This is a genomic window from Halomonas sp. DP5N14-9, from assembly GCF_019802175.1.
Lineage (GTDB): Bacteria > Pseudomonadota > Gammaproteobacteria > Pseudomonadales > Halomonadaceae > Halomonas > Halomonas litopenaei.
Genome location: NZ_JAHVHR010000009.1, coordinates 205355 through 228926 on the forward strand (window position 1 = coordinate 205355; position 23572 = coordinate 228926).

The following is a 23572-nucleotide window of genomic DNA, read 5'->3' on the forward strand; positions in this document are numbered from 1 at the left end:
ACCAAGTGAATTACTCAGGTACTCGCCATGTCATCCGTCGCCGCTCGTCTGCCTCTTGCGCGCCTCGCCTTTCGTCCCTTCTTCCTGCTGGCGGCGGCCTTCAGCGTGGTGGCCCTGCTGGTGTGGCTCGCTTTCTGGCACGGCATCTTCGTGCTGTCGCCCCGGGCGGGCATGCTGTGGTGGCACCAGCACGAGATGCTGTTCGGTGTGGTGGGGGCGGTGGTTTCGGGGTTCTTGCTGACCGCGGTGCAGACCTGGACCGGCCTCAGGGGGCTCCATGGCGCCCCGCTGCTGGGGCTCGTCGCACTGTGGCTGGCGGCCAGGCTGGGGCTGGCCTTTCCCGTCTTGCCACAGGCGCTGGTGATGGCGCTGGACGTCGGCTTTCTGCTGATCGTCTGCGCCGTGATGGCGGTGATGGTGATCCGGGCGAAGCGCTGGCGCAACCTGATCTTCGTGCCGGTGCTGGCGATCCTCGCCGGTGCCAACCTGGGCAGCCACCTGGGCGTGCTCCAGGGTGACCCTGAGCTGGTGCGCCAGTCGTCCTACCTGGCGGTGCTGCTGGTGACGCTGATCATGGGGGTGCTGGGCGGTCGGGTGATCCCGATGTTCACCGCCAACCGGCTGGGCCTGAAGCGCCGCCCGGCGCTGCCCTGGCTAGAGGGGCTGGCGCTCGGCAGCCTGGCGCTGGCGGTGGTGCTGCAGCTTACACGCACCCTGGGGGCCGATCTGCCCGACAGCGTACTGGCGCTGGCGCTGCTGGCGGCGGCGCTGGCCCACCCGCTGCGCCTGATACGCTGGCAAGGCCGTGCCACCGGACGTGAACCCCTGCTGTGGAGCCTTCACCTGAGCTACGCCTTCGTGCCGCTGGGGCTTTTGCTGTGGGCCCTGGGGCTGTGGGGCGTCGGCCGGGCAGAGCTGGGTGTCCACGCCATCACCGTGGGTGCCATGGGCACCATGATGCTGTCGATGATGTCGCGGGTGTCGCTGGGCCATACCGGCCGCCCCATGCGCTGTCTGCCGGGCATCGGCGTGGCTCTGGGCCTGCTGGTGGCGGCGGGACTGTCGCGCTCGCTGGTGCTGGCGCTGTGGCCCTCGGTCACCCACTGGGTCTACAGCCTGAGCATCCTCCTGTGGTGTCTCGGCTACGCCATCTTTCTGGCCCACTACGTGCCGATTCTCGGCAGTTCGCGTGTCGACGGTCAGGACGGCTAGGCTCAGATGTTACCGCTCTACCTCACCCTCAAGTCCCTGCATGTGTCGCTGGCGCTGGTCAGCGGTGCCCTCTTCGCCCTGCGCGCCCTGTGGTCGGTGACCGAGTCGCCCTGGCTCGAACGCTCCTGGGTGCGCGTGCTGCCCCATCTGCTCGATACCCTGCTGCTGGCGGCGGGGCTGTCGCTGATGGTGCTCACCACCCAGTGGCCTCACCAGACGCCATGGCTTGCGGCCAAGCTGACCGCCCTGCTGGCCTATGTCGGCTTCGGCAGTCTGGCGCTTCGACGAGCTGCCAGCGTCCGAACGCGGGCGCTGTCGGCCTGTCTGGCGCTGCTGATCTTCGTCTATATGCTTGGCGCCGCGCACCGACACAGCGTCCTGTCCTGGCTGGTATAGCCTCTTTATTGCAATGCATTGATTTACCTCAATGGCGTTGATTTTTTCTCCTGATAGCGGCGACATTGTCGTCATCTTGTCTCATCAATTTCATCGTTTATCGCCGATAGTTCAGGCGACTGTTTAAGTGGTTGATGGGGCGAATCAATCAAGAATTTTGGTGATGCATGTCATATTCCGAGTGTTTAACTCAGGTATAGAAGAGCGCTCCTCAATACAATGGTCAACGGGGCCAGGGAGGTCTGACTCTCCGGCACCATGGGCCAAACAATGAGGAGACGTGGTCATGGCCGAGGGTCTGACAAAATCCGCAGCACGCAACATCTTCTACGGGGGCTCACTGTTCTTTTTCCTGATCTTTGTAGCGCTGACTGCTCACAGTCACTGGTACATCGTGACGGAGTCCACCAGCGCACTTCCGCTGACCGATTCGGTACGCGAAGGCAAGCATGTGTGGGAAAAGAACATGTGTATCAACTGTCACAGCATCATGGGCGAGGGGGCCTATTTTGCGCCTGAACTGTCCAATGTCTGGACCCGCTATCACGGGCGCGAAAATCCCGAGGCGGCAAGGGCGGGACTGGCGGCCTGGATGCGCGCTCAGCCGCTGGCCGTACCAGGGCGGCGCAAGATGCCGCAGTTCGATCTGAGCGACGAGGAAATGACCTCGCTGATCGATTTCCTCGAGTGGACCGACGCTATCGATGATCAGAACTGGCCGCCCCACGTATCGGGATAGGTCGGTGGGTTCGCGTGACATATCGACAAGATCGCAATGGCGTACGCGTCGCGTGAGGGGAAACCGTGGAGGAACATGAAAAATGAAATATGAAACACAGAAGGTGGCCTACGCCTTCTTCCTGGTGGCGATGGGGCTTTTTGCCCTTCAGCTGGTGTTTGGCATCATGGCGGCGCTGGTCTACGTCTTTCCAGACTTCCTGGCCCAGTTGATGCCGTTCAACATTATCCGCGTCAGCCATACCAATCTGCTGATCGTGTGGCTATTGATCGGCTTCATGGGCTGCACCTACTACCTGATGCCGGAAGAGGCCGAACGGGAGATTCATAGCCCGATGCTGGCCTATCTGCAGCTGGGCATCTTTGTGGTGGCCGGGGTCGCCGCCCTGGTGTGCTATCAGCTTGGCATCCACGAGGGACGTGAATTCCTCGAGCAGCCCTTCTTCGTCAAGGTGCTGATCACGGTGTCCTTCCTGATCTTCCTCTACAACACCAGCATGACCCTGCTCAAGGGCCGCAAGACCACCATCAACCTGGTGCTGATGCTGGGCCTGTGGCTGGCGGCGGTGTTCTGGCTGTTTGCCTTCTACAATCCCGGCAACCTGGCGGTGGACAAGGTCTACTGGTGGTGGGTCGTGCACCTCTGGGTGGAAGGCGTGTGGGAGCTGATCATGGCGTCGCTGCTCGGCTATCTGCTGATCAAGATGTCCGGCGTCGACCGCGAAGTGATCGAGAAGTGGCTCTACGTCATCGTCGGCCTGTCGCTGTTCTCCGGGCTGCTGGGCACCGGCCACCACTACTACTGGATCGGTACGCCGGGCTACTGGCAGGCCATCGGCAGCATCTTCTCTACCCTTGAGGTGATTCCGTTCTTCGCCATGGTGGTGTTCGCCTTCGTGATGTTCTGGAAGGGGTCGCGCAACCACCCCAACAAGGCCGCGATGCTGTGGACCATGGGCTGCCCGACGGTCGCCTTCTTCGGCGCCGGCGTGTGGGGCTTCATGCACACCCTGTCGTTCATCAACTACTACTCCCACGGCACTCAGGTCACCGCCGCCCATGGCCACCTGGCGTTCTACGGTGCCTACGTGATGCTGATCCTCGGCGTGATCACCTACGCCATGCCGCAGCTGCGTCGGAGCCAGCCGTTCAACCAGGTGCTCAACATGTGGGGCTTCTGGATCCTGACCTCGGCCATGTGCTTCATGACCTTCACCCTGACCTTTGCCGGTGCGGTGCAGACCCATCTGCAGCGGGTGCTGGGGATGAACTACATGGAGGTGCAGGACCAGCTCGGCCTGTTCTACACCATGCGCCTGGGCACCGGCATCGCTGTGACGGTGGGCGCGGTGCTGCTGCTCTACGCGCTGTTCGGTCCGGCCCGTCGGTCGGCCTCTGGCCAGCCGGTGATGTCCGCCAGCTGAACCCGATCGAGGCCGCCGTCAGGCGGCCTCGATAGTCTCGAGGACCCTGTTCATGACCCAAGCAACCCTGTCTCGGTGCGCCTTGCACCAGGACCCTGTGGGTGACGACATCCCCTTCTACCAGCCGACCGGCCAGGAGGTCGCGCTGTTCGAGCACGCCTACCGCCAGCGCCTGCCGCTGCTGCTGAAGGGGCCGACGGGCTGCGGCAAGACCCGTTTCGTGCGCCATATGGCGGCACGTCTCGGGCTGCCGTTGCACACCGTGGCCTGCCACGACGACCTGACCGCCTCCGATCTGACCGGACGCTATCTGTTGAAGGGCGGTGACACCGCCTGGTCCGACGGCCCCCTGACCCGGGCCGTGCGCGAAGGCGGCATCTGCTACCTCGACGAAGTGGTGGAGGCGCGCAAGGACGTGACCGTGGTACTGCACCCGCTGACCGACGATCGTCGTCTGCTGCCGCTGGAACGTACCGGCGAGCGACTCGAAGCGCCGGACGACTTCATGCTGGTGGTGTCCTACAACCCCGGCTATCAGCACATTCTCAAGACCTTGAAGCCGAGCACCCGCCAGCGCTTCGTGGCGATCTCGCTGGACTTCCCCGATGCCGACACAGAGGTCGACATCGTCGCCCATGAAAGCGGCCTTTCGCGTGGGCGCTGCGAGGCCCTGGTCAACCTGGCCGCACGCCTGCGGGCGATGAAGGGCCAGGACCTGGAAGAGGGGGTGTCCACTCGCCTGTTGATCTACTGCGCCAGCCTGATCCAGGCCGGCATGCCGGTGCTCGACGCCGCCCGGGCGGCCCTGCTCGAGCCACTCAGTGACGATCCCGACGTGCTCAAGGGCATCGAGGACGTCGTCACCGCCACCTTCGGATAGCCACGACCATGCTGGAGTTTCTCGAGGTCGAGGAGTTCGTCGGCCGTCACTGGCACCGCTGGGCGTCACGTGCCGCCAGTTATCCTGAATATCCCGAGGCGGCGGTGACCCTCGATGAGGTGTCGCGCTCGCTGGGGGTGCTGTTTCGCGCCAGCGGCGGCGACCCCGGCGTCACCCTGGATGCGATCGGCAAGCGCGCCTCGCGCCATCGCCTGTCACTGCGTCAGCGCCTGGGCTTCGACGAGGAGGCGCTGGAGGTCTCGCGGCGTGACGACGAGCACCTGCTGCTGCCGCAGCGACTGGCGCTGCTGCCTGAGGTTGAGCTCAATCGCGATCTATATCGCTGGCTGGCCATGTCGCTGGCCGAGCGCCGTCCCGTGGCGCGCTGCGACGATCCACTCGCACAGGATCTGGTGCGCCTGGCCGAGGCCCGGCGCTCAACCATGGTGACGCTTGCGCGCTATCCGGGCTTCGTCCGGCGCCATGCCCGGCTGTGCCAGGCGCTGCTCGCCGTGCGTCCTCGGCGCCGCGGCCTGCCTCCGCAAGAAGCTGCGGTAGAGACACTGGTCCGGCGCCTGCTGGGCGACGACCGATCCTTCGATAGCGAGGCCCAGACGCAAGACAGTCCCGAAGGCGACGCGCGCCAGTGGTGGTCCTGGCTGCAGGCGGCGGATGACCAAGGGCGCCCGTCGGTGCGCGCGCCACGGGGGTATCGGCCCTTTCTGCCGGTGCCGCTATGGGGCGAAGCGTCGACGCTCGAGTGCGTCTCGAGGTCGACCGACGAGGAAGACGAGGACGAAGAGACGGCTCCGCCCCAGGCCGCCGAGGTGGAAGGTGCCCGGCGCAAGGCCGAGCGGCGCTATCAGGATCAGGCCGAGCGAGACGACCCGCTGATGCTCAATGCCTCGGAAAAGATGCTGTCCTGGGCGGAGATGGTCAACGTCAACCGCCACCTGGATGACGAGGAGGAAGACGCCGCGCGCGAGGCGGCTGACCAGATCGACGAGATCACCTTGAGCCGCAACCGGCGACGGGCCGCCTCACGCCTGAAGATGTCGCTGGACCTGGCGCCCGACGCCGCCTGTGGCGAGTCGCTGGCCGCCGGTTCCAGCGTCGAGCACCTCTATCCTGAGTGGAACTACCGCAAGGGCCGGCTGTTGCCGGCCCACTGCCGGGTGATCGCCGAACCTGCCATCGAGGAGGGCGAGCCCTGGCAGGGCGACGAGGCGGCGACGCGCCGGGTACGCCGGGTACGCCGCCAGTTCGAGGCCCTGCGGCCTCGGCGAGAGTGGTTGCGGGGCCAGGCGGACGGTGACGAGCTGGACCTGGACGCCCTGGTCCGCAGTCGCTGCGACCTGGCCGCCGGCGGTCAGGCCAGCGACCGCCTGTTCGTCGACGCCAGGCCCCAGGGGCGTGATCTGGCGGTGTCCATCCTGATCGACGTGTCGCTGTCCACCGATGCCTGGCTGGAAAGTCGCCGCGTGCTCGACGTGGCCCAGGAAGCGCTGATGGTACTGGGCCACGGCATCGCCGGCTGCGGCGACGACGTCAGCATCCACAGCTTTACCTCCCAGCGCCGGCATCGGGTCTGGGTCAGGCGGTTGAAGGCCTTCGACGAGGCCATGGGCGAGCGGGTGGAACGACGCATTTCGGCGCTGACGCCGGGGCATTACACCCGTATGGGGCCGGCGATCCGACATCTGGCTAAGGAACTAGGTCAGCACTCCAGAAAGCATCGGTTGCTGCTGGTGCTGACCGACGGCAAGCCCAACGACACCGACTACTACGAGGGGCGCTACGCCATCGAGGACACCCGCCACGCGGTGCGCGAGGCGGCGCGAGAAGACGTGCGGGTATTCGGGGTGACCATCGATCGCGAGGCCAGTCGCTATCTCGGTCGCATCTTCGGTCGAGGGGGCTACGCCATCGTGCCGCGTCCGGAGCATCTCGCCCTGGCGCTGCCGGGCATCTACCGACAGCTGGTGGCCCAATGAACGTCATGTCTTCGTCACAGACTCGCTGGCGTCAGCGGCTGGCGCTCGCCACCGCCGGCCTTGCGGCGCTGATACTGTTCACGCCGCTGGCCTGGCTGATCCATCACCGTGACTGGGGCATCGCGCTGATGGCGCTGGTGCCCCTTGCGGTCTGGCTCACCCTGCGGCTCTGGCGCCGGCTCGAACGCTGGGCGCTGCGGGGCTGAGTGGTCGGCCGCTCGCCGTTGGCCGTCCGTCGCTAGCAGCTCAGCGCACCAGATCGTTGGTGCCGGTGATCTCGTAGCAGAAACGGGCGCTGCCGGTGCGGTAGGTATCGACGCGATAGACGCGCTGGCCAAGGGCCACGGCGGGGGATGAGAAGTTCAGCGCACTCTCGGTGCAGTCACCGTAGCCCCAGCGGATCTGGTAGTGATCATCGCCCGCTCGATCCAGCACGAAGGGGTAGGTCACCAGTTCCTCTTCCGCGCGGTCGCGGGCGAAGCCGTAGACCTGTGTCGAGGTCAGGTCGCCTCGGTCGTTGACCACCGCCACCAGGCGAATGGTCTCGCCGGGGTCTTCCTCGAAGGTCATGTCGATTTCCACGGCCTTGTTCATCTGGGCTCCTGTGCCTGTCGTTCGTTGTGTCGTTCGTTGTGTCGTTCAGTGTGTCGATCAGTGGTGTTATTCATTGTGGTGCTGTGGATCGAGGCCGGGATGGTGGTCGCACCGGCGGTCGCACCAGGAGCCTCGATCCAGCGAGGCAGCAGTCCCGCAGCCGCCAGCCCAAGCCCCATCACCCCGACCAGTACCAAGAGTCCCCCTCGCCAGGAGGCGGGGGCAATACGCAGGTTGAGGTAGGTGGAGAGAATCTGTTGCGCCTTGACCAGGCTGGCAACGAGTACCAGCGCCAGGGCCCAGAGCGCCAGCGGGCCGCGATGCAGCGCGCCGCTGGCCATGGCGATGAGGGTCATGCCCATCAACAGGGCCCAGGTGCGCCACAGGCGTCTGCGCTGAGTGTCCGTGTCATGCATTGTCGTCACCGCACCAGATAGAGCAGGGGATACAGCAGTACCCAGATCAGATCGACCATGTGCCAGAAGGCGCAGACGGTCTCCACGGTGTCCGCTCGCGGGCGCCATATCGCGACGCCCAGCAGGCACAGGCCAAAGATGACGTGGGCGGCGTGAAAGCCGGTCAGGCCGATGTAGAAGGTGAAGAAGTTGCCGCTGTCCGGCAGTGGGCCCGAAAAGAACTCGAGGTGATACTCGACGGCCTTGATCAGACAGAAGGCCATGCCCAGCGCTGCAGCCAGGCCCAGCCACTGGCGTATCCGGCGCTCGCGCAGGGCGTGGGGTGGACACTGGGACTGGGTGACCGCCATCGCCGCGGCAAGGCCACTGGTCAGCAGCACCAGGGTATTGAGCCCACCCAGCAGCGGCTCGAGATGGCGTTGCCCGGCGATAAAGCCCACGGGGTCGAGCACCCGCTGCCAGGCAAAGACGCCAAAGAAGGCGGCAAACACCAGCAGCTCACTGATGATCAGCACCCAGATCAGCGGGTTGCCCGGCAGGCCCGACAGCGGCCCCCAGCCAGGGTTGGGCAAGCCAGAGCCCGGTAAGCCAGAGCCCTGAAAACCAGAGTCCTGAGAACCAGAGCCCGGCATGCCAGAGGCGCCGCGATCGAGGTTCACCGGTCGCTGTCCGTAAAGCGCACGCGGCAGCCACCCAGCAGCGGGGACAGGGGGCGCGGGACGGGCAGGTGGTGCAACAGCCGGCGGATGCCCAGGGCGCAGCGTCCCACCATCCAGATGAGCGCCAGGGTGAAGCCCAGATAGCCGTAGGCCCAGCCGGTGAGCCCCGGCAGGTTGATGTGGCCGATCAGCCCCCACAGGCCAAGGCCGATCGCCCCGGCCAGCACGCCGTACCAGAAGGTCGCCAGCTGAAAGCGCAGGTGGCTCACCAGTACCGCATCGGTGGGTCTTCTGATGGCCAGCCAAAGATGAGCGACGAGTGCACTGACGGGGGCGGTCACCACCGCCATGACGCTGCCCAGCATCAGGGCGTAGAGCAGCAGCACCTTGCGCTGCCCGGAAGGCGTCGTGACGACGGCATTCTGTTGTGATTGCGACTGGCGAGTTTCCAGCGAAGCAGGGTGCATGGCGTTCTCCCGCGGCCTACAGGCCGATGCGATGGGCTCGATCGGTGAAGAAGATGCCACTGGGCGACTCGGCCTCCAGGGTCGCCAGGCGCTCGAAGGTGGCGGTGTCGTAGACCACCACCTGGTCGGAGTCCCGCGCCGAGATCCAGACCTCCTCGCCGCGCGGGCTGAACTCCATGTGCAGTACCGCCTGGCCGGGGGTCAGGGTGCGGATGATCTCGCCGCTTTCACTGTCGATGACCTGGACCACATCGTTGTCGGGGTGGGCGAAGTTGACCCACAGCTGGCGCTGGTCCGGCCGGCTCATCACGAACACCGGCTGCCCGTGCACCGCAATCCGTCGCTCCAGGCGCCAGTCGTCGAGGTTCGCCATCAGCACCTCGTGGCGACCCACCGCCGGCCACCAGGCGTGGTCGTTGGCGATGGTCCAGCCCTCCAGGTGGGGCATCTTGTACACCGGCAGCTTGTCGTCGCCCTGACGATAGCCGGACAGGACCGGCTCGACCCCTTTCTCCGGGTGCCACAGATCGAGCCGCGCCAGGTGGTCCTCGCCGAACAGGCCGGCCACGTAGAAGCGCCCGATGGGATCGATCAGGGCGTCGTAGGGTTTCTCGCCGATATCGGAAAAGCGGGTGATGGCGGGAAGCTCGCTGGCACCTTGTTCGTCCGCGATGAGCGTCGAGGCGTCGAGCACCTGGATCTCGTTGGCGTCCCACAGGCTGTAGACGAAGCGGTTGCCCGGGGCGTCGACCAGGCCGACCACCTTGGACAGCGCCTGACTGCCGTCATCTTGGGTGTAGCGCGCCGGTACCTCGGCCAACAGCTCGAGGCTGTCGGCGTCGAACAGCTTCACGCCGCCCGGCTCGTAGTTGGCCACCGCGATGATGCGGCCGTCCTGGGAGATGGCCCCGCCGATGCTGTTGCCGGACTGCAGCACTCTCTTGTCGATGGTGGCGCACACCAGATCCACCTTGGTCAGACCGCCGTCGCGGCCGAACACGTAGGCGAAGCGCTCGTCGCTGGAGAACTTCACCGAAGCGTGGGACAGATCGCCCAGTCCCTCGACACGAGTGATCACGCGATGCTGGCGGCGGTCGACCAGGGCCAGGCGTCCATCGGCGCGTTCAACCACGACCCCGAGTCCGCCGGTGGCGAGGTTGGCGCAGCTGGCCTCGGGCGTGCCGGCGTCGGTGCTGTGGGCAACGGCGGCTGAGCCGTGCGGGCTCTGACCCCAGGCGATCAGGCCGCAGGCCAGTGCCAGGCCAAGCATGAAGCCCGGGGCGTGAAAGTGCCGAAGACCCTTGGCTGCGGGGGGATGGGGCAATGCAGAACGGTGCCTCATGGGAGCTCCTGAGCGTCGGTGTGCTTGAGCGTCTCGGCGATCCAGCGGGCCTCTTCGGCGCTCAGCAGATCGCGCCAGGGCGGCATGGCGGTGCCGGGCAGGCCTTCGAGGATGATGGTGGTCAGGGTGTCGACGTCGTAGACCGCCAGGCGCTCCTGGGTGAGAGCAGGGCCGAGCCCCCCCTTGAGGGTCATGCCGTGACAGGAACCGCAGTCCTGAAGGAGCAGGTTGCCGAGCGCCTCCGGGTCGACTGCTGCGCCGTTCGAATCTGTCGCTGAAGCGCTGGTCGTTTGCGTCGCCGAGGCGCTGGTCTTGTGTGTCGCCGAGGCGCTGGGCGCAGGCGCCGCCGATGTATCGGCAGCCCATGCTCCCATCAGCAGAAGGCAGGCGAGGGCGGCACGCCATCGTGGCAAAAGCACTGAGCACGCATGGCACCTGAAAGGGTGCTGGGAAATAGGTGTTGCCATCGACAAGTGTCCCCCGGCGAAGGTCCCTGTAGGACCCGACAGTGTCCTTGATTCATCGAAAATATTTATTGATATGGGTCGTCGTTTTATCCCGAAGGTGTTGGTGTTTCTTGAAGTGGCAAGCAGTAGTCGAGTTTCGTCCTGCTGTCGATAGCGGCTGGAGCCATTGGATGATGCGCGTCAACGTCTTGATCAAAAAGTACTGAAATGCTCCTTTCGAGGTAGCTCCGAAAGTCTTATTTGGTCATTAAGCTTAAGAAATTAAAGGGGAAAAATTTCCGCTGGTGCGCGGAGGAGTGATTGTTGATAGGGGTCAAGAGTCGGCAAGAGACCCAGTGAAATCGTCGGGAATGCGCGCTTCCATGGTAGGCAGGGCAAACGCGAAGAGAGCGGGCGTCTTCGCGGCCTTCATCTGGAAGGAAGATGTGTCGCTTATCCAGGGAAGGGATTGCCGTACCAAGGGAAATAACTCGCTCAAGAGAAAGCGGAAAACCTGGCGACATTTTCATCTTGTGGCACGACATTGGCGACAGGATGAAAGACACGTGGATCATGACTCGAGGTGAAAAGATGACCAGAAGCGTCACGACTCTCAAGCCCCTTGCCGCAGCGATAGCCATCGTGATTGCAGGCCTGGGAAGCGCCCATGGCGCCGAGAAGAACCTGTCTCCGGAAGAGGCGGCCTACCAGAGCAATCCGTCCGGCGTCGACCCGGCGGCGGTGATGATGCCCGATGAAGAGGGCGCCCCTGCGATGACGCGGGAAGAGTTCGATCACGCCAAGGAGATCTACTTCGAACGCTGTGCCGGCTGTCATGGCGTGCTGCGCAAGGGGGCCACCGGCAAGCCGCTGACCACCGACATCACCCGTGAACGCGGCATGGACTATCTCAAGACTTTCATCACCTACGGCTCACCGGCGGGCATGCCCAACTGGGGTACCTCCGGCCAGCTGACCGATGACGAGATCGAGATGATGGCGAACTACGTCATGCATGAGCCACCGGTACCCCCGGAGTTCGGCCTTGCCGACATGAAGGACAGCTGGACCGTGTTCGTGGCGCCGGAAGATCGCCCTACCGAGCAGATGAACGACCTGAACCTGGAGAACCTGTTCTCGGTGACCCTGCGTGACGCCGGCCAGATCGCCCTGATCGACGGCGACAGCAAGGAGATCGTCAAGGTCATCGATACCGGTTACGCGGTGCACATCTCGCGGATGTCCGCTTCCGGGCGCTACCTGTTCGTCATCGGCCGCGACGCCAAGGTCGACATGATCGACCTGTGGATGGAAGAGCCGACCACCGTGGCCGAGATCAAGGTGGGTCTCGAGGCGCGTTCGGTGGAGACCTCCAAGTTCGAGGGCTACGAGGACACCTACGCGGTCGCCGGCACCTACTGGCCGCCGCAGTTCGTGATCATGGACGGCGAGACCCTGGAGCCGAAGAAGATCGTCAGCACCCGCGGCATGACGGTGGGCACCCAGGAGTACCATCCGGAGCCCCGTGTGGCGGCCATCGTGGCGTCCCATCAGCACCCGGAGTTCATCGTCAACGTCAAGGAAACCGGCAAGGTCCGTCTGGTCAACTACGAGAACCTAGACGCCCTGTCCAGCGTCGAGATCGACACCTCCCGCTTCCTGCACGACGGTGGCTGGGACAGCAGCGGTCGCTACTTCATGACCGCCGCCAACCAGTCCAACCAGATCGTCGTCATCGATGCCAAGGAGCGTGAGCTCGAGGCGATCATCGACGTGGGCAAGACCCCGCACCCGGGACGTGGCGCCAACTTCGTCGACCCCGAGTTCGGGCCGGTGTGGGCCACCAGCCATCTGGGCGACAACACCATCTCGCTGATCGGTACCGACCCGGAAGGTCATCCGGACCAGGCCTGGACGGTGGTGCGCACCCTGGAAGGTCAGGGCGGCGGCTCGCTGTTCATCAAGACCCACCCCGAGTCCGAGCACCTCTACGTGGACACCGCGCTGAATCCCGACGAGGCCATCAGCCAGAGCGTTGCCGTGTATGACGTCAACGACCTGGAAGAGGGCTTCCAGGTGCTGCCGATCGCCGACTGGGCGGATCTTGGCGAAGGACCCAAGCGGGTGGTGCAGCCGGAGTACAACCGTGCCGGCGACGAGGTCTGGTTCTCGGTGTGGAACACCGCCGATCAGTCTTCCGCGCTGGTGGTGGTCGACGACGAGACGCTGCAGCTGGAAGCGGTGATCAAGGACGAGCGACTGGTCACGCCGACCGGCAAGTTCAACGTCTACAACACCCAGCACGACGTCTACTGACGTCCTCGCGGGCCGCTCGCACGGGCGGCCCGCCCCAATTTTTCGCTTTTCGGGAGATGGCCATGGCAACCGACAAGGTGGTCGACGACCTGGACCGCATCGACCGGCGTCTGATCGATCGCTATCAGCGATCGCTGCCGTTGGTGGAGCGTCCCTTTGCGGCCATGGCCGAAGAGCTCGGACTGGATGAACAGGCGTTGATCGAGCGCCTGCAGCGTCTGTGTGACCTGGGCGTGGTGGGCCGCGTCGGCGCGGTGTTCGATCACCGCCAGGCCGGCGCCAGCGAGCTGGTGGCGGTGGCCGTGCCGGACCATCGCCGGGAGGCGGTGGCACAGATCATCAACGCCTGCCCCGGGGTCAACCACAACTACTGGCGCGAGCACCGCTACAACCTGTGGTTCGTGGTGACGGCGCCGGACAGCACCAGCCTGGAACTGCGCCTGACGCGGCTGGAGACCGAACTGGCCACCCCGTTGCTGCGCCTGCCCATGGTCCAGAGCTATCACATCGACCTGGCCTTCGCCCTGCCCTGGGCGGAGCTGGAGGAAGCATGATCGAGGCCGTCACGTCCACCGCCGGGCGCCGTCCGGCGAGCCCGCTGCAGGCCCAGGATCGCCGCCTTATCAGGCTGAGGGCCTGTCTGGAACAAGGGCTGCCGCTGGTGCCTGAGCCGTTCAAGGTGCTGGCCGAGCAGACCGGCCTGAGCGTCGAGGAGGTCCGCACCTGGATCGGGCACTGGCAGCACAGCGGTTTCATCAAACGCTTCGGCCTGGTGGTCCGCCATCGCCGCCTGGGCCTCGCCGCCAACGCCATGGTGGTGTGGAACCTGCCCGATGATCGCGTCGACGAGGTAGGCCGGCGTCTGGCCGCTGAGCCCGAGGTCACCCTGTGCTACCAGCGGGTGCGTCGCCTCGGCTGGCCCTACAACCTGTTCTGCATGATCCACGGCGTCCGGCGAGTGCGTGTCGAGGCCCAGATCCGTGCGCTGATCCAGCGCCATGGCCTCGAAGACGTCGACCACCAGGTGCTGTTCAGCCGCCAGGCCTATCGCCAGCGCGGCGGACGCTACACGCCCGAGGAACCATGACACCCCCGGAGGAGCCATGAGCTCAGAAACACCGTCCCGGGGTTTCCCCGGCGACCCCGACCGCCATCCACACGACGCTGCCACCGCTCGCCATGACGCGGTGGCTGCGCTGTCTGAGGTAGAGCGTCGGATCATCAACCGCCTGCAGTTGGGTGTGCCCTTGACCCCGGACCCCTACGGCGACCTGGCCTTGGAGCTGGGGCTCGGGGTGCGCGAGTTGCTCGACGCCCTGTCGTCGCTGCTCGAGCGAGGAATCCTCAGTCGCTTTGGCCCGATGTTCCAGGCCGAGCGTCTCGGCGGTGCCCTGACGCTGGCCGCCCTGGCGGTGCCGGAAGCCGACTTCGAGCGCGTCGCCGAGGTCGTCAACGCCTTCCCCGAGGTGGCCCACAACTATCGCCGCGAGCACCACTACAACATGTGGTTCGTCATCGCCTGTGATCGCCCCGGCCGCGTCGCCTCGGTGATCGAGGCCATCACCGAGGTCACCGGGCTCGAGGTGATCAACCTACCCAAGGAGGAGGAGTTCCATGTCCATCTCCACCTGCCCGTCTAGGGACCGCAACGATGTCTCTGTGCTGGACGACGGCGACCGCGCCCTGATCGAGGCCACCCAGGCGGGCCTGCCGCTGGTGGCCGACCCCTGGGCGGCGGTGGGCGCGGCCATCGGCATGAGCGGCGAGGAGGTGCTAGCACGCTTTCAGCGCCTGCGCCTGACCGGCGTCGTGCGCCGCGTCGCCGCGGTACCCAACCACTATCGCCTGGGCTACCTGGCCAACGGCATGACCGTGTGGGACGTCGATGATCAGCGCATCGATGAACTCGGCCGGCAGCTGGCCGACTGGCCGGGCGTCAGTCACTGCTACCGGCGGCCCCGCCGCTTGCCGGACTGGCCCTACAACCTGTTCGTGATGCTGCACGGCCACCACCGTGACGAAGTCGAGGCCCAAGCCGAGCGGCTGCGTGAATGGCTGGGCGACGCCTGCCGCGACCACCGTATTCTCTACAGCAGCCGCATCCTCAAGAAGACCGGGTTACGGCTCGCCACCGCCAAGGGAGCCTCGCCATGTTCCGAGTGACCCGCTACATCGACAGCCTGCTCGAGCCGACGCCACTGGCGCCTGCCCGCACCCCGCCAGGCCCGGTGGTGATCTGGAATCTGATTCGCCGCTGCAACCTGACCTGTCGGCACTGCTACACGGTGTCGGCCGACGTCGACTTCGCCGGTGAGCTGTCCACCGAGGAGGCGCTGAGGGTGCTCGAGGACCTCAAGGCCTTCCGGGTACCGGCGCTGATCCTGTCCGGTGGCGAGCCGCTGATGCGCCCCGACATCTTCGAACTGTCGCACCGGGCCAAGGAACTCGGGCTGTACACCGGGCTTTCCACCAACGGCACCCTGATCACCGAGGACAACATCGACGCCATCGCCGATGCCGGTTACGACTACGTCGGCATCAGCATCGACGGCCTCGAGGAGACCCATGACCAGATCCGCCAGCGTCGTGGCGCCTTTCGCGAGTCCATGGCCGCAGTCCGGCTGTGCAAGGAACGAGGCATCAAGGTAGGGCTGCGCTTCACCCTGACCCGGGACAACTACGCCCAGTTCGACGACATCCTGGCGCTGACCGCCGAGCACGACGTCGACAAGTTCTACCTGTCACACCTCAACTATGGCGGACGCGGTCATCGTCACCGTAAGCACGACGCCTGGCACGAGATGACCCGCGACGCCATGACCCGGCTGTTCGACCGCTGTCGCGCCGAGCTCGAGGCGGGTATCCGGCGCGAGTACGTCACCGGCAACAACGACGCCGACGGCCCCTTCCTGCTGCACTGGGCCAGGCGCCACTTCCCCGAGCGGGTCGCCGATCTCGAGGCGCGTCTGCTCGCCTGGGGCGGCAACGCCAGCGGCGAGTACATCGCCAATATCGACAACCTGGGCAATGTCCACCCGGACTCCTTCTGGTGGGACCACCACCTCGGCAATGTGCGTGAGCGGCCCTTCTCGGAGATCTGGTGCGAGGCCGACGACGATCTGATGCAGGGCTTTCGCAGTCGTCCGCGGCCGCTCAAGGGACGCTGCGGCGCCTGTCGTTACCTGCCGATCTGCAACGGCAATACCCGGGTGCGTGCCTTCAAGACCCTGGGCGATCCCTGGGCCGAGGACCCGGGCTGCTACCTCGACGATGACGAGATCGGCCTGACCGAAGCCGTCTCGCCCAAGATGATTCTGACGACCGGTTGAACGGGAGATCACCATGTCCTTGCAAGCCCTCTACGACCAGCTCGGCGAAGCGCCGCTCGCCTCCGGCGAGGTGGCCATCGTCGGCGCCGGCCCCGGTGACCCCGGCCTTCTGACCCTGCGCGCGCTGTACCTGCTCAGCCAGGCGGACTGCCTGGTCTATGATCGCCTGGTGTCACCGGAGGTGCTCGCGCTGGCGCCCAAGGCGGCCCAGCGTTTCGACGTGGGCAAGGCGGCGCGCTGCCACGCCCTGACCCAGGAGGAAACCAACCAGTTGCTGGTACGCCTGGCGGTGACCGGCAAGCGGGTGGTGCGCCTCAAGGGCGGCGACCCCTTCATCTTCGGGCGCGGCGGCGAAGAGGCCGAGATGCTGGTGGACAACCAGGTGCCCTTTCGCGTGGTGCCGGGAATCACCTCGGCCCAGGGCTGCAGCGCCTACGCTGGCTTTCCGCTGACCCATCGCGACCACGCCCAGGGGGTGACCTTCGTCACCGGCCACGCCCGTGCCGACGGCAGCCTCGATCTTGACTGGCGCTCGCTGGCCAGTCGCCGCCACACCCTGGTGTTCTACATGGGGCTGACCAACGCCGAGCTGATTCGCCGCGAACTGCTCGCCAACGGCCTGCCCGCCGACCAGCCGGTGGCGCTGATCGAACGCGGCACCACCCGGGAACAGCGCCGGGTGATCACCCGGCTGGGCCAGTTGCCGGAGACCATCCAGGCCGAGGGGCTCAAGCCGCCGACGCTGATCGTGGTGGGCGAGGTGGTGTCCCTGGCCGGGCGGCTCGATATGGACGCCATGACGGAGGCGGTGGCATGAGCACGGCAAGACTGCTGGGCGCGGCCCTGATCGGGCTGATGCCATCCCTGATGCCAGCGCTGGCTGGGGCTCAGGAGGAGGCGATAACGGCAAATTCGGCGCCGCCGCAGCTCTACCAGGATCACTGTGCCAGCTGCCACGGCGCCGATCGTCTGGGCGCCATGGGACCGGCGCTGCTGCCCCAGAACCTCGGGCGCATCAAGCCCGAAGAGGTTCGTCGGGTGATCGCCGATGGCCGCCCCGCGACCCAGATGCCAGGCTTCGCCGGCACGCTGACCGGGCCCGAGGTCGATGCCCTGAGCGACTGGGTGCTGAGTGACCCGCCGGTGAGCCCCGACTGGACGCTAGACGATATCCGCGCAAGCCAGGTGGTGTCGCATCCCCCCGGCAGTCTTGGCGACACGCCCGAGTTCGTCGCCGATCCGCAGAATCTGTTCGTGGTGGTAGAGACCGGCGATCACCACTCCAGCGTGCTCGACGGCGATACCTTCGAGCGCCTGGCGCGCTTCCCCACTCGCTTTGCCCTGCATGGTGGGCCCAAGTACAGCCCGGATGGCCGCTACGTCTATTTCGGCTCCCGCGACGGCTGGATCACCAAGTTCGATCTCTATCACTTCGCCGTGGTGGCCGAGGTCCGCGCCGGCATCAATATGCGCAATATCGCGGTGTCCGCCGATGGCCGCTACGTGATGGCCGCCAACACCCTGCCCGGCAACCTGGTGCTGTTCGACGCCCACCGGCTCGATCCCATGCGGGTCTATCCCGCCGCCGACGCCGAAGGCAACGGCTCCCGGGTCAGCGCCGTCTACGCCGCGCCGCCGCGCTCGAGCTTTATCGCCGCGCTCAAGGACGTCAAGGAGCTGTGGGAGATCCCCTGGCCGGTGACGCCTGAAGCGGTGGTGGCCACGGGGCATATGGACGAGCCGCTGGATCCCGCGCGCAAGGCTCTGGAGGCCAGGGGCGAGAGCTTCGAGGTCCGGCGTCTGCCGGTGCCGGACTACCTCGACGACTTCTTCTTCGACCCCGAGTACCGCCGCGTCATCGGCGCCTCCCGCGGTGGCGATGGCGCCATGGTCATCGACCTGGACAGCGGCGACAAGCTGGCCGACCTGCCGTTGTCGGGCATGCCCCATCTGGGTTCCGGCATCACCTGGGAGACCGGCGGACGTCGGGTGATGGCGATTCCCCACCTGGCCAAGCCGGAAGTCTCGATCATCGACATGGACGACTATTCGCTGATCAAGACGCTGCATACCGACGGCCCGGGCTTCTTCATGCGCAGCCACGAAAACTCCCGCTACGCCTGGACCGACGTGTTCTTCGGGCCCAACCGTGATCGTGTCCACGTGATCGACAAGGACAGCCTCGAGATCGTGCGCACCCTGATCCCGGAGCCGGGCAAGACGTCTGCCCACGTGGAATTCGACCGTGACGGCGAGACCCTGCTGCTGAGCCTGTGGGAGCGCGACGGCGCGGTGATCGCCTACGACGCCGATAGCCTCGAGGAGATCACCCGGGTGCCGATGGACAAGCCGTCAGGCAAGTACAACGTGTGGAACAAGACCCACTATGAAGAGGGCACCTCGCACTAGGGCTTGTCTGAAAAGTGCCTGCGCTCGGTAATACGGCGTTAAAAATCGGCTGGTGCGCCAGCCCGGTCAAAATGCTCATTTACACCCCGTAAACTGCGCTTTCTCAACGATTTTTGCCTTGTCTAACCTTCGCTCGTCGACTTTTCGAACAGCGCCTAGAGGCCTATGTGAAAAGCGCCTGCGCTCGGCGGCTTTACGGACAACGCCCGAGGGCGTGGCGCTGTCCTGATACAAGGCGTGCTTGTGGTGGAGATCAGTGCGTCTTGCCCGGAGGGGGCGTGCCAGCGGGTACGCTCCTCCTGGGCCTCTTTTCGATGGGGGCTGCCATCGATCTTCAATCCATCGTTTAAAACAAACGTCGACACCAGCATTGACCACGCCGGCCGAGGCTCGGATAGTGAATGGGCGTACAACGCTCATCCATTACTGGAGTTGAATCCATGCGACACAATAACAAGACGTTGCTGACCCTCTCCCTCGCCGCGCTATCCACAGCGGCGCTGGGCGTGACGAGCAGTGCTTCGGCCGCCACCCTGGACGAAGTCACCTCCCGCGGCGAACTCCAATGCGGTGTCAACGTCGGCCTGTCCGGTTTTTCCTCGCCGGACGAGAACGGCAACTGGCAGGGACTCGATGTGGAAACCTGTCGCGCCATCTCGGCGGCGATCTTCGGTGACGCCGACAAGGTGGTGTTCACCCCGCTGACCGCCAAGGAGCGCTTTACCGCGCTGCAGTCCGGTGAGATCGACGTGCTCTCGCGCAACACCACCTGGACCGCCACCCGGGACAACTCCCTGGGCCTCAATTTCACGACGACCACCTTCTACGATGGTCAGGGCTTCATGGTGGCCAAGGATCTCGGCATCGAGAGCCTCGAGGACCTGAACGGCGCCTCCATCTGTATCCAGTCCGGCACCACCCACGAGCTCAACCTGGCGGACTACTTCCCGGCCAAGGGCATCGACATCAACACCGTGACCTTCGATACCCCGGACCAGACCGCCTCGGGCTTCGCCAGCGGGCGCTGTGACGTGCTCACCTCGGACACCTCCCAGCTCAGCGCCCTGCGCCTGCAGCTGCCGGAACCGGACAGCGTCGAGATCCTCACCGAGCTGATCTCCAAGGAGCCGCTGGGCCCGGTGGTTGCCCAGGGTGACGACCAGTGGTTCGACATCGTCAAGTGGACGGTCTTCGCCATGGTCAATGCCGAGGAACTGGGCATCACCAGCGACAACGCCGAGCAGATGAAGAATGATCCGCCCAATCCCCAGGTGGCGCGCCTTTTGGGTGTCGACGGCACCTACGGCGAGCAGCTCGGTCTGACCAACGACTGGGCCTACAACATCGTCTCCCAGGTGGGCAACTACGGTGAGGTGTTCGCCGATACCGTGGGCGAGAACTCACCGCTGGGCATCAGTCGTGGCATGAACGCCCTGTGGAACGAAGGCGGCATCCTCTACGCCCCGCCGATCCGCTGATACTGTCCGCTGCGACCCCGGCCATGGCCGGGGTCGTCCGACCCATGACGGATAGAGCGACGACGTCGCGCGCCGGCCCACTTGCCGTTCGCGGGTGAATACCCACGGCCGCGAGACGGGCCGGAGGCAAGCGTCGTCCAGCAAGAGGCTCGCCCATGTCCACGCCCCCTATCGAACGGACGCCGCTATGGCGGCGTCCTGCCTTTCGTGCGCTGATCATCCAGGCGCTGCTGCTGGCAGGCCTCGCCGCGCTGATCGCGATGATGATCGGCAATGCCCTGACCAATCTCGAGGCCAGGGGCATTACCACCGGTTTCGACTTCCTCGGTGAGCGCGCCGGGTTCTCGATCCCCCAGACCCTGATCGACTACTCCGGCGACAGCAGTTACGCCCGCACCTTCGTGGTGGGGCTGCTCAATACCCTGCTGGTGTCCGGGCTCGGCATTCTGGCCGCCACCCTGATCGGCTTCGCCGTGGGTATCGCCCGGCTGTCGCCCAACTGGCTGCTGGCTCGCCTGGCGGCGGCCTTCGTCGAGACCTTCCGCAATATTCCGCTGCTGGTGCAGATCCTGTTCTGGTACTTCGCCGTGCTCCAGGCCCTGCCCAGTCCGCGCCAGAGCATGTCGCTGCTCGAGGCGTTCTTTCTCAACGTGCGCGGGCTGATCGTGCCGGCGCCAGTGCCCGAGCCAGGCTTCGGCCTGACCCAGCTGGCGCTGGTGGTAGCGATCCTGGCGGTGGTGGCCCTTGGTATCTACGCCAGACGGCTGCAGCAGCGTACCGGCAAGGCGCTGCCGGTGTACTGGCTCGGTAGCGCCCTGATCATCGGCCTGCCGCTGCTGGTGTTCGTGGCCAGCGGCAGCCCGCTTGCCTGGGACGTGCCGTCGCTCAAGGGCTTCAACTTCTCCGGCGGTATCACCGTGATCCCGGAGCTGATGGCACTGTGGCTGGCGCTGTCGATCTACACCGCCTCCTTTATCGCCGAGATCGTGCGTTCAGGGATCCAGTCGGTGCCCAAGGGACAGATCGAGGCGTCCCGGGCGATCGGCCTGCCGGGCAACATCACTTTGCGCAAGGTGGTCATCCCCCAGGCGATGCGAGTGATCGTGCCGCAGCTCACCAGTCAGTACCTGAACCTGATCAAGAACTCGTCGCTGGCGACCGCCATCGGCTATCCCGACCTGGTGGCGGTGTTCGCCGGTACCAGCCTCAACCAGACCGGCCAGGCGATAGAGATCATCGCCATGACCATGGCGGTCTATCTGACCATCAGTCTGGTGGTGTCGGCGTTGATGAACGTCTACAACGCCCGGACCCTGCTCAAGGAGCGCTGAGATGAGTCTGCCAACCATGCGCTCTGCCATGAGCCGCTTGCCTGTCTTCGTTGGAGGACTGCTGCCATGACCGAGCGTCCCACACCTCCTTCACAGTCCCCGGTGCAGCCCCCGAGTGAGCCCGAGGTGGCGCCGGCTGCCGCGTCCACCGAGCATTCCATGATTGCCGCCCGCCCGGCGCCGGTGGCGCGCCATGGCGTCACCGGCTGGCTGCGCAGTCGGCTGTTCTCGACCCCGCTCAATTCGGTGGTCTCGCTGATCACCCTGGCGGTGCTGGTATGGGCGCTGTCCCCGCTGGTGCAGTGGGCGCTGATCGACGCCGACTGGATCGGCACCACCCGCGAAGCCTGCACCGGCGAGGGCGCCTGCTGGGTGTTCATCAGCGCCCGCTTCGAGACCATCGTCTACGGCTTTTACCCCGAGGCCGAACGCTACCGCGTCGATATCACCCTGGCGCTGCTGGTGGCCACCATCGCCTGGCTGATGATTCCCCGGTTGCCGGCCAAGCGCTGGGTGGTGATCTTCGCCCTGGTCGGCTTTCCGGTGATCGCCTGGCTGTTGCTGCTGGGAGGCCACTTCGGCCTGCCGGCGGTGCCCACCCGTGAGTGGGGCGGGCTGATGCTGACCCTGACCGTGGCCATCGTCGGTATCGTCGGCTCGCTGCCGCTGGGGGTGATCCTGGCGCTGGGCCGGCGCTCGCAGATGCCACTGGTGCGCAGCCTGTCGGTGGTGTTCATCGAGTTCTGGCGCGGCGTGCCCTTGATCACGGTGCTGTTCATGGCCTCGGTGATGCTGCCGCTGTTCGTGCCCAGCGAGGTCGAGTTCGACAAGCTGCTGCGCGCACTGATCGGCATCATGTTCTTCTGGAGCGCCTATATGGCCGAGGTGGTGCGTGGCGGCCTGCAGGCGATCCCCAGAGGCCAGGAAGAGGCCGCCAAGGCGCTGGGCCTGGGCTACTGGCGGCGGATGGGCCTGATCATCCTGCCCCAGGCGCTCAAGCTGGTGATCCCGGGCATCGTCAACACCTTCATCGCGCTGTTCAAGGACACCTCACTGGTGCTGATCATCGGCCTGTTCGACCTGCTGGCGATCATCCGTGCCGGGCTCACCGACACCAACTGGCTGGGCTTCGCCACCGAGGGCTACGTGTTCGCCGCGCTGATGTTCTGGATCTTCTGCTTCGGCATGTCACGTTACAGCCAATATATCGAACGGCGTCTACATACCGGCCATTGACGGCCCACAACAACAAATTTGATCGGGAGGCAGCCATGTCTGCTCAAGCGGCGACCACGGCGGATTCGAACACGCCGATGATCGAGATCGACGGCCTCAACAAGTGGTACGGGGACTTCCACGTGCTGCGCGACATCGACCTGACCGTGCAGCCAGGGGAGCGCATCGTGGTGTGCGGGCCCTCGGGGTCCGGCAAATCCACCCTGATCCGCTGCATCAATCACCTGGAGGAACACCAGCAGGGCCGCATCACCGTGGGCGGGGTGCACATGACCCAGGACGTCAAGCGCATCGAACAGATCCGCCGGCACGTCGGCATGGTGTTCCAGCACTTCAATCTGTTCCCTCACCTGTCGGTGCTCGACAACTGCTGCATCGCCCAGACCTGGGTACAGAAGAAACCCCGGCGCGAGGCCGAGGCCACCGCCATGGAGTTTCTCGAGCGGGTGCAGATCGCCGACCAGGCCCACAAGTACCCGGGCCAGCTGTCCGGCGGCCAGCAGCAGCGCGTGGCCATCGCGCGCGCGCTGTGTCTGCGCCCGGAGGTGATGCTGTTCGACGAGCCCACCTCGGCGCTGGACCCGGAGATGATCAAGGAGGTGCTGGACGTGATGATCGAGCTGGCCCGGGAAGGCATGACCATGCTCTGCGTGACCCACGAGATGGGCTTCGCCAAGACCGTGGCCGACCGGGTGATCTTCATGGATCAGGGCCAGATCATCGAGCAGGCGCCGCCCCAGGAGTTCTTCAACAACCCGCGCTCGGAGCGTACCCAGCTGTTCCTGAGTCAGATCCTGGGGCACTGAGGCGCCCTGGCCGCGCGCTTGCTCGCGCAGAGCGCGGCAAGGCGGACGGGGGCGACAGCAGCGGGGCACATAAGCTGGAGGACTGGTAGCGCGGGGTGG

The 23572-nt window shown here is 65.5% G+C and carries 25 protein-coding genes; 19 read left to right on the forward strand and 6 right to left on the reverse strand.

What is annotated here, in order from left to right:
* The first annotated feature begins 27 nt into the window (after positions 1–27).
* From KUW00_RS07590 to KUW00_RS07620, 7 genes are all read left to right on the forward strand, one after another.
* Entirely contained in the window at positions 28–1212 is a 1185-nt protein-coding gene (locus KUW00_RS07590; protein WP_222568715.1) for an NnrS family protein, read from the forward strand.
* A 6-nt stretch (positions 1213–1218) separates the two neighbouring features.
* The gene (locus tag KUW00_RS07595) at positions 1219–1608 is read left to right on the forward strand and encodes a SirB2 family protein (RefSeq protein WP_222568716.1); all 390 of its coding nucleotides are present in this window, start codon (positions 1219–1221) and stop codon (positions 1606–1608) included.
* Positions 1609–1894: 286 nt separating this feature from the next.
* Positions 1895–2347: a c-type cytochrome gene (locus KUW00_RS07600; protein WP_045993522.1), complete on the forward strand. Its 453-nt coding sequence runs from the start codon at positions 1895–1897 to the stop codon at positions 2345–2347.
* 82 nt (positions 2348–2429) lie between these two features.
* A complete protein-coding gene (locus KUW00_RS07605) occupies positions 2430–3770 on the forward strand; it encodes a cbb3-type cytochrome c oxidase subunit I (RefSeq protein ID WP_222568717.1) in 1341 nt (446 codons plus the stop codon).
* A 52-nt stretch (positions 3771–3822) separates the two neighbouring features.
* Positions 3823–4650: a CbbQ/NirQ/NorQ/GpvN family protein gene (locus KUW00_RS07610; protein WP_213229271.1), complete on the forward strand. Its 828-nt coding sequence runs from the start codon at positions 3823–3825 to the stop codon at positions 4648–4650.
* Between the two features lie 8 nt (positions 4651–4658).
* Positions 4659–6644, forward strand: a complete 1986-nt coding sequence (locus KUW00_RS07615; RefSeq protein WP_222568718.1) for a nitric oxide reductase activation protein NorD — start codon at positions 4659–4661, stop codon at positions 6642–6644.
* A gap of 5 nt (positions 6645–6649) precedes the next feature.
* Positions 6650–6850, forward strand: coding sequence for a hypothetical protein (locus KUW00_RS07620; protein WP_222568719.1), 201 nt, complete (start codon positions 6650–6652; stop codon positions 6848–6850).
* 40 nt (positions 6851–6890) lie between these two features.
* Here the strand turns inward: KUW00_RS07620 and KUW00_RS07625 are convergent, their stop codons facing one another.
* The 6 genes from KUW00_RS07625 to KUW00_RS07650 all read right to left on the reverse strand — a co-directional run bounded on the left by KUW00_RS07625 (position 6891) and on the right by KUW00_RS07650 (position 10589).
* Positions 6891–7238 carry a hypothetical protein gene (locus KUW00_RS07625; protein ID WP_222568720.1) on the reverse strand — a complete coding sequence of 116 codons (348 nt, stop codon included), beginning with the start codon at positions 7236–7238 and terminating at the stop codon, positions 6891–6893.
* Positions 7235–7654: a hypothetical protein gene (locus tag KUW00_RS07630; RefSeq protein WP_222568721.1), complete on the reverse strand. Its 420-nt coding sequence runs from the start codon at positions 7652–7654 to the stop codon at positions 7235–7237. Before KUW00_RS07630 ends, KUW00_RS07625 begins: the two co-directional genes overlap by 4 nt.
* Before the next feature lie 5 nt (positions 7655–7659).
* Positions 7660–8226 carry a cytochrome c oxidase subunit 3 gene (locus KUW00_RS07635; RefSeq protein WP_261392034.1) on the reverse strand — a complete coding sequence of 189 codons (567 nt, stop codon included), beginning with the start codon at positions 8224–8226 and terminating at the stop codon, positions 7660–7662.
* Positions 8227–8309: 83 nt separating this feature from the next.
* Entirely contained in the window at positions 8310–8780 is a 471-nt protein-coding gene (locus KUW00_RS07640) for a hypothetical protein (protein ID WP_222568722.1), read from the reverse strand.
* A 16-nt stretch (positions 8781–8796) separates the two neighbouring features.
* Entirely contained in the window at positions 8797–10122 is a 1326-nt protein-coding gene (locus KUW00_RS07645) for a cytochrome D1 domain-containing protein (RefSeq protein WP_315901113.1), read from the reverse strand.
* Entirely contained in the window at positions 10119–10589 is a 471-nt protein-coding gene (locus KUW00_RS07650; RefSeq protein ID WP_315901114.1) for a cytochrome c, read from the reverse strand. The genes KUW00_RS07645 and KUW00_RS07650 overlap by 4 nt, the downstream gene beginning before the upstream one ends.
* A 570-nt stretch (positions 10590–11159) precedes the next feature.
* On the opposite strand from KUW00_RS07650, the gene KUW00_RS07655 reads away from it, so the two are divergent.
* From KUW00_RS07655 to KUW00_RS07710, 12 genes are all read left to right on the forward strand, one after another.
* Positions 11160–12884 carry a nitrite reductase gene (locus KUW00_RS07655; protein WP_083970485.1) on the forward strand — a complete coding sequence of 575 codons (1725 nt, stop codon included), beginning with the start codon at positions 11160–11162 and terminating at the stop codon, positions 12882–12884.
* A 62-nt stretch (positions 12885–12946) separates the two neighbouring features.
* A complete protein-coding gene (locus KUW00_RS07660; RefSeq protein ID WP_222568723.1) occupies positions 12947–13438 on the forward strand; it encodes an Lrp/AsnC family transcriptional regulator in 492 nt (163 codons plus the stop codon).
* A complete protein-coding gene (locus KUW00_RS07665) occupies positions 13435–13971 on the forward strand; it encodes an Lrp/AsnC family transcriptional regulator (protein WP_222568724.1) in 537 nt (178 codons plus the stop codon). The genes KUW00_RS07660 and KUW00_RS07665 overlap by 4 nt, the downstream gene beginning before the upstream one ends.
* A 16-nt stretch (positions 13972–13987) precedes the next feature.
* A complete protein-coding gene (locus KUW00_RS07670; protein ID WP_222568725.1) occupies positions 13988–14524 on the forward strand; it encodes an Lrp/AsnC family transcriptional regulator in 537 nt (178 codons plus the stop codon).
* A complete protein-coding gene (locus KUW00_RS07675) occupies positions 14499–15047 on the forward strand; it encodes an AsnC family transcriptional regulator (RefSeq protein WP_222568726.1) in 549 nt (182 codons plus the stop codon). The genes KUW00_RS07670 and KUW00_RS07675 overlap by 26 nt, the downstream gene beginning before the upstream one ends.
* The gene (gene nirJ, locus KUW00_RS07680; RefSeq protein ID WP_108132131.1) at positions 15035–16213 is read left to right on the forward strand and encodes a heme d1 biosynthesis radical SAM protein NirJ; all 1179 of its coding nucleotides are present in this window, start codon (positions 15035–15037) and stop codon (positions 16211–16213) included. Before KUW00_RS07675 ends, nirJ begins: the two co-directional genes overlap by 13 nt.
* A 13-nt stretch (positions 16214–16226) precedes the next feature.
* Positions 16227–17030, forward strand: a complete 804-nt coding sequence (gene cobA, locus KUW00_RS07685) for a uroporphyrinogen-III C-methyltransferase (RefSeq protein ID WP_222568727.1) — start codon at positions 16227–16229, stop codon at positions 17028–17030.
* Positions 17027–18622, forward strand: coding sequence for a nitrite reductase (locus tag KUW00_RS07690; protein ID WP_222568728.1), 1596 nt, complete (start codon positions 17027–17029; stop codon positions 18620–18622). The genes cobA and KUW00_RS07690 overlap by 4 nt, the downstream gene beginning before the upstream one ends.
* 440 nt (positions 18623–19062) lie before the next feature.
* Positions 19063–20100 carry an amino acid ABC transporter substrate-binding protein gene (locus KUW00_RS07695; RefSeq protein ID WP_045993511.1) on the forward strand — a complete coding sequence of 346 codons (1038 nt, stop codon included), beginning with the start codon at positions 19063–19065 and terminating at the stop codon, positions 20098–20100.
* Positions 20101–20255: 155 nt separating this feature from the next.
* Positions 20256–21431, forward strand: coding sequence for an amino acid ABC transporter permease (locus tag KUW00_RS07700; protein ID WP_222516371.1), 1176 nt, complete (start codon positions 20256–20258; stop codon positions 21429–21431).
* Positions 21432–21590: 159 nt separating this feature from the next.
* Positions 21591–22667 (forward strand): amino acid ABC transporter permease, encoded by a 1077-nt coding sequence (locus tag KUW00_RS07705; RefSeq protein ID WP_213229428.1) that lies wholly within the window; start codon positions 21591–21593, stop codon positions 22665–22667.
* Positions 22668–22744: 77 nt separating this feature from the next.
* Entirely contained in the window at positions 22745–23473 is a 729-nt protein-coding gene (locus tag KUW00_RS07710; protein ID WP_045993549.1) for an amino acid ABC transporter ATP-binding protein, read from the forward strand.
* The last annotated feature ends 99 nt before the right edge of the window (positions 23474–23572 follow it).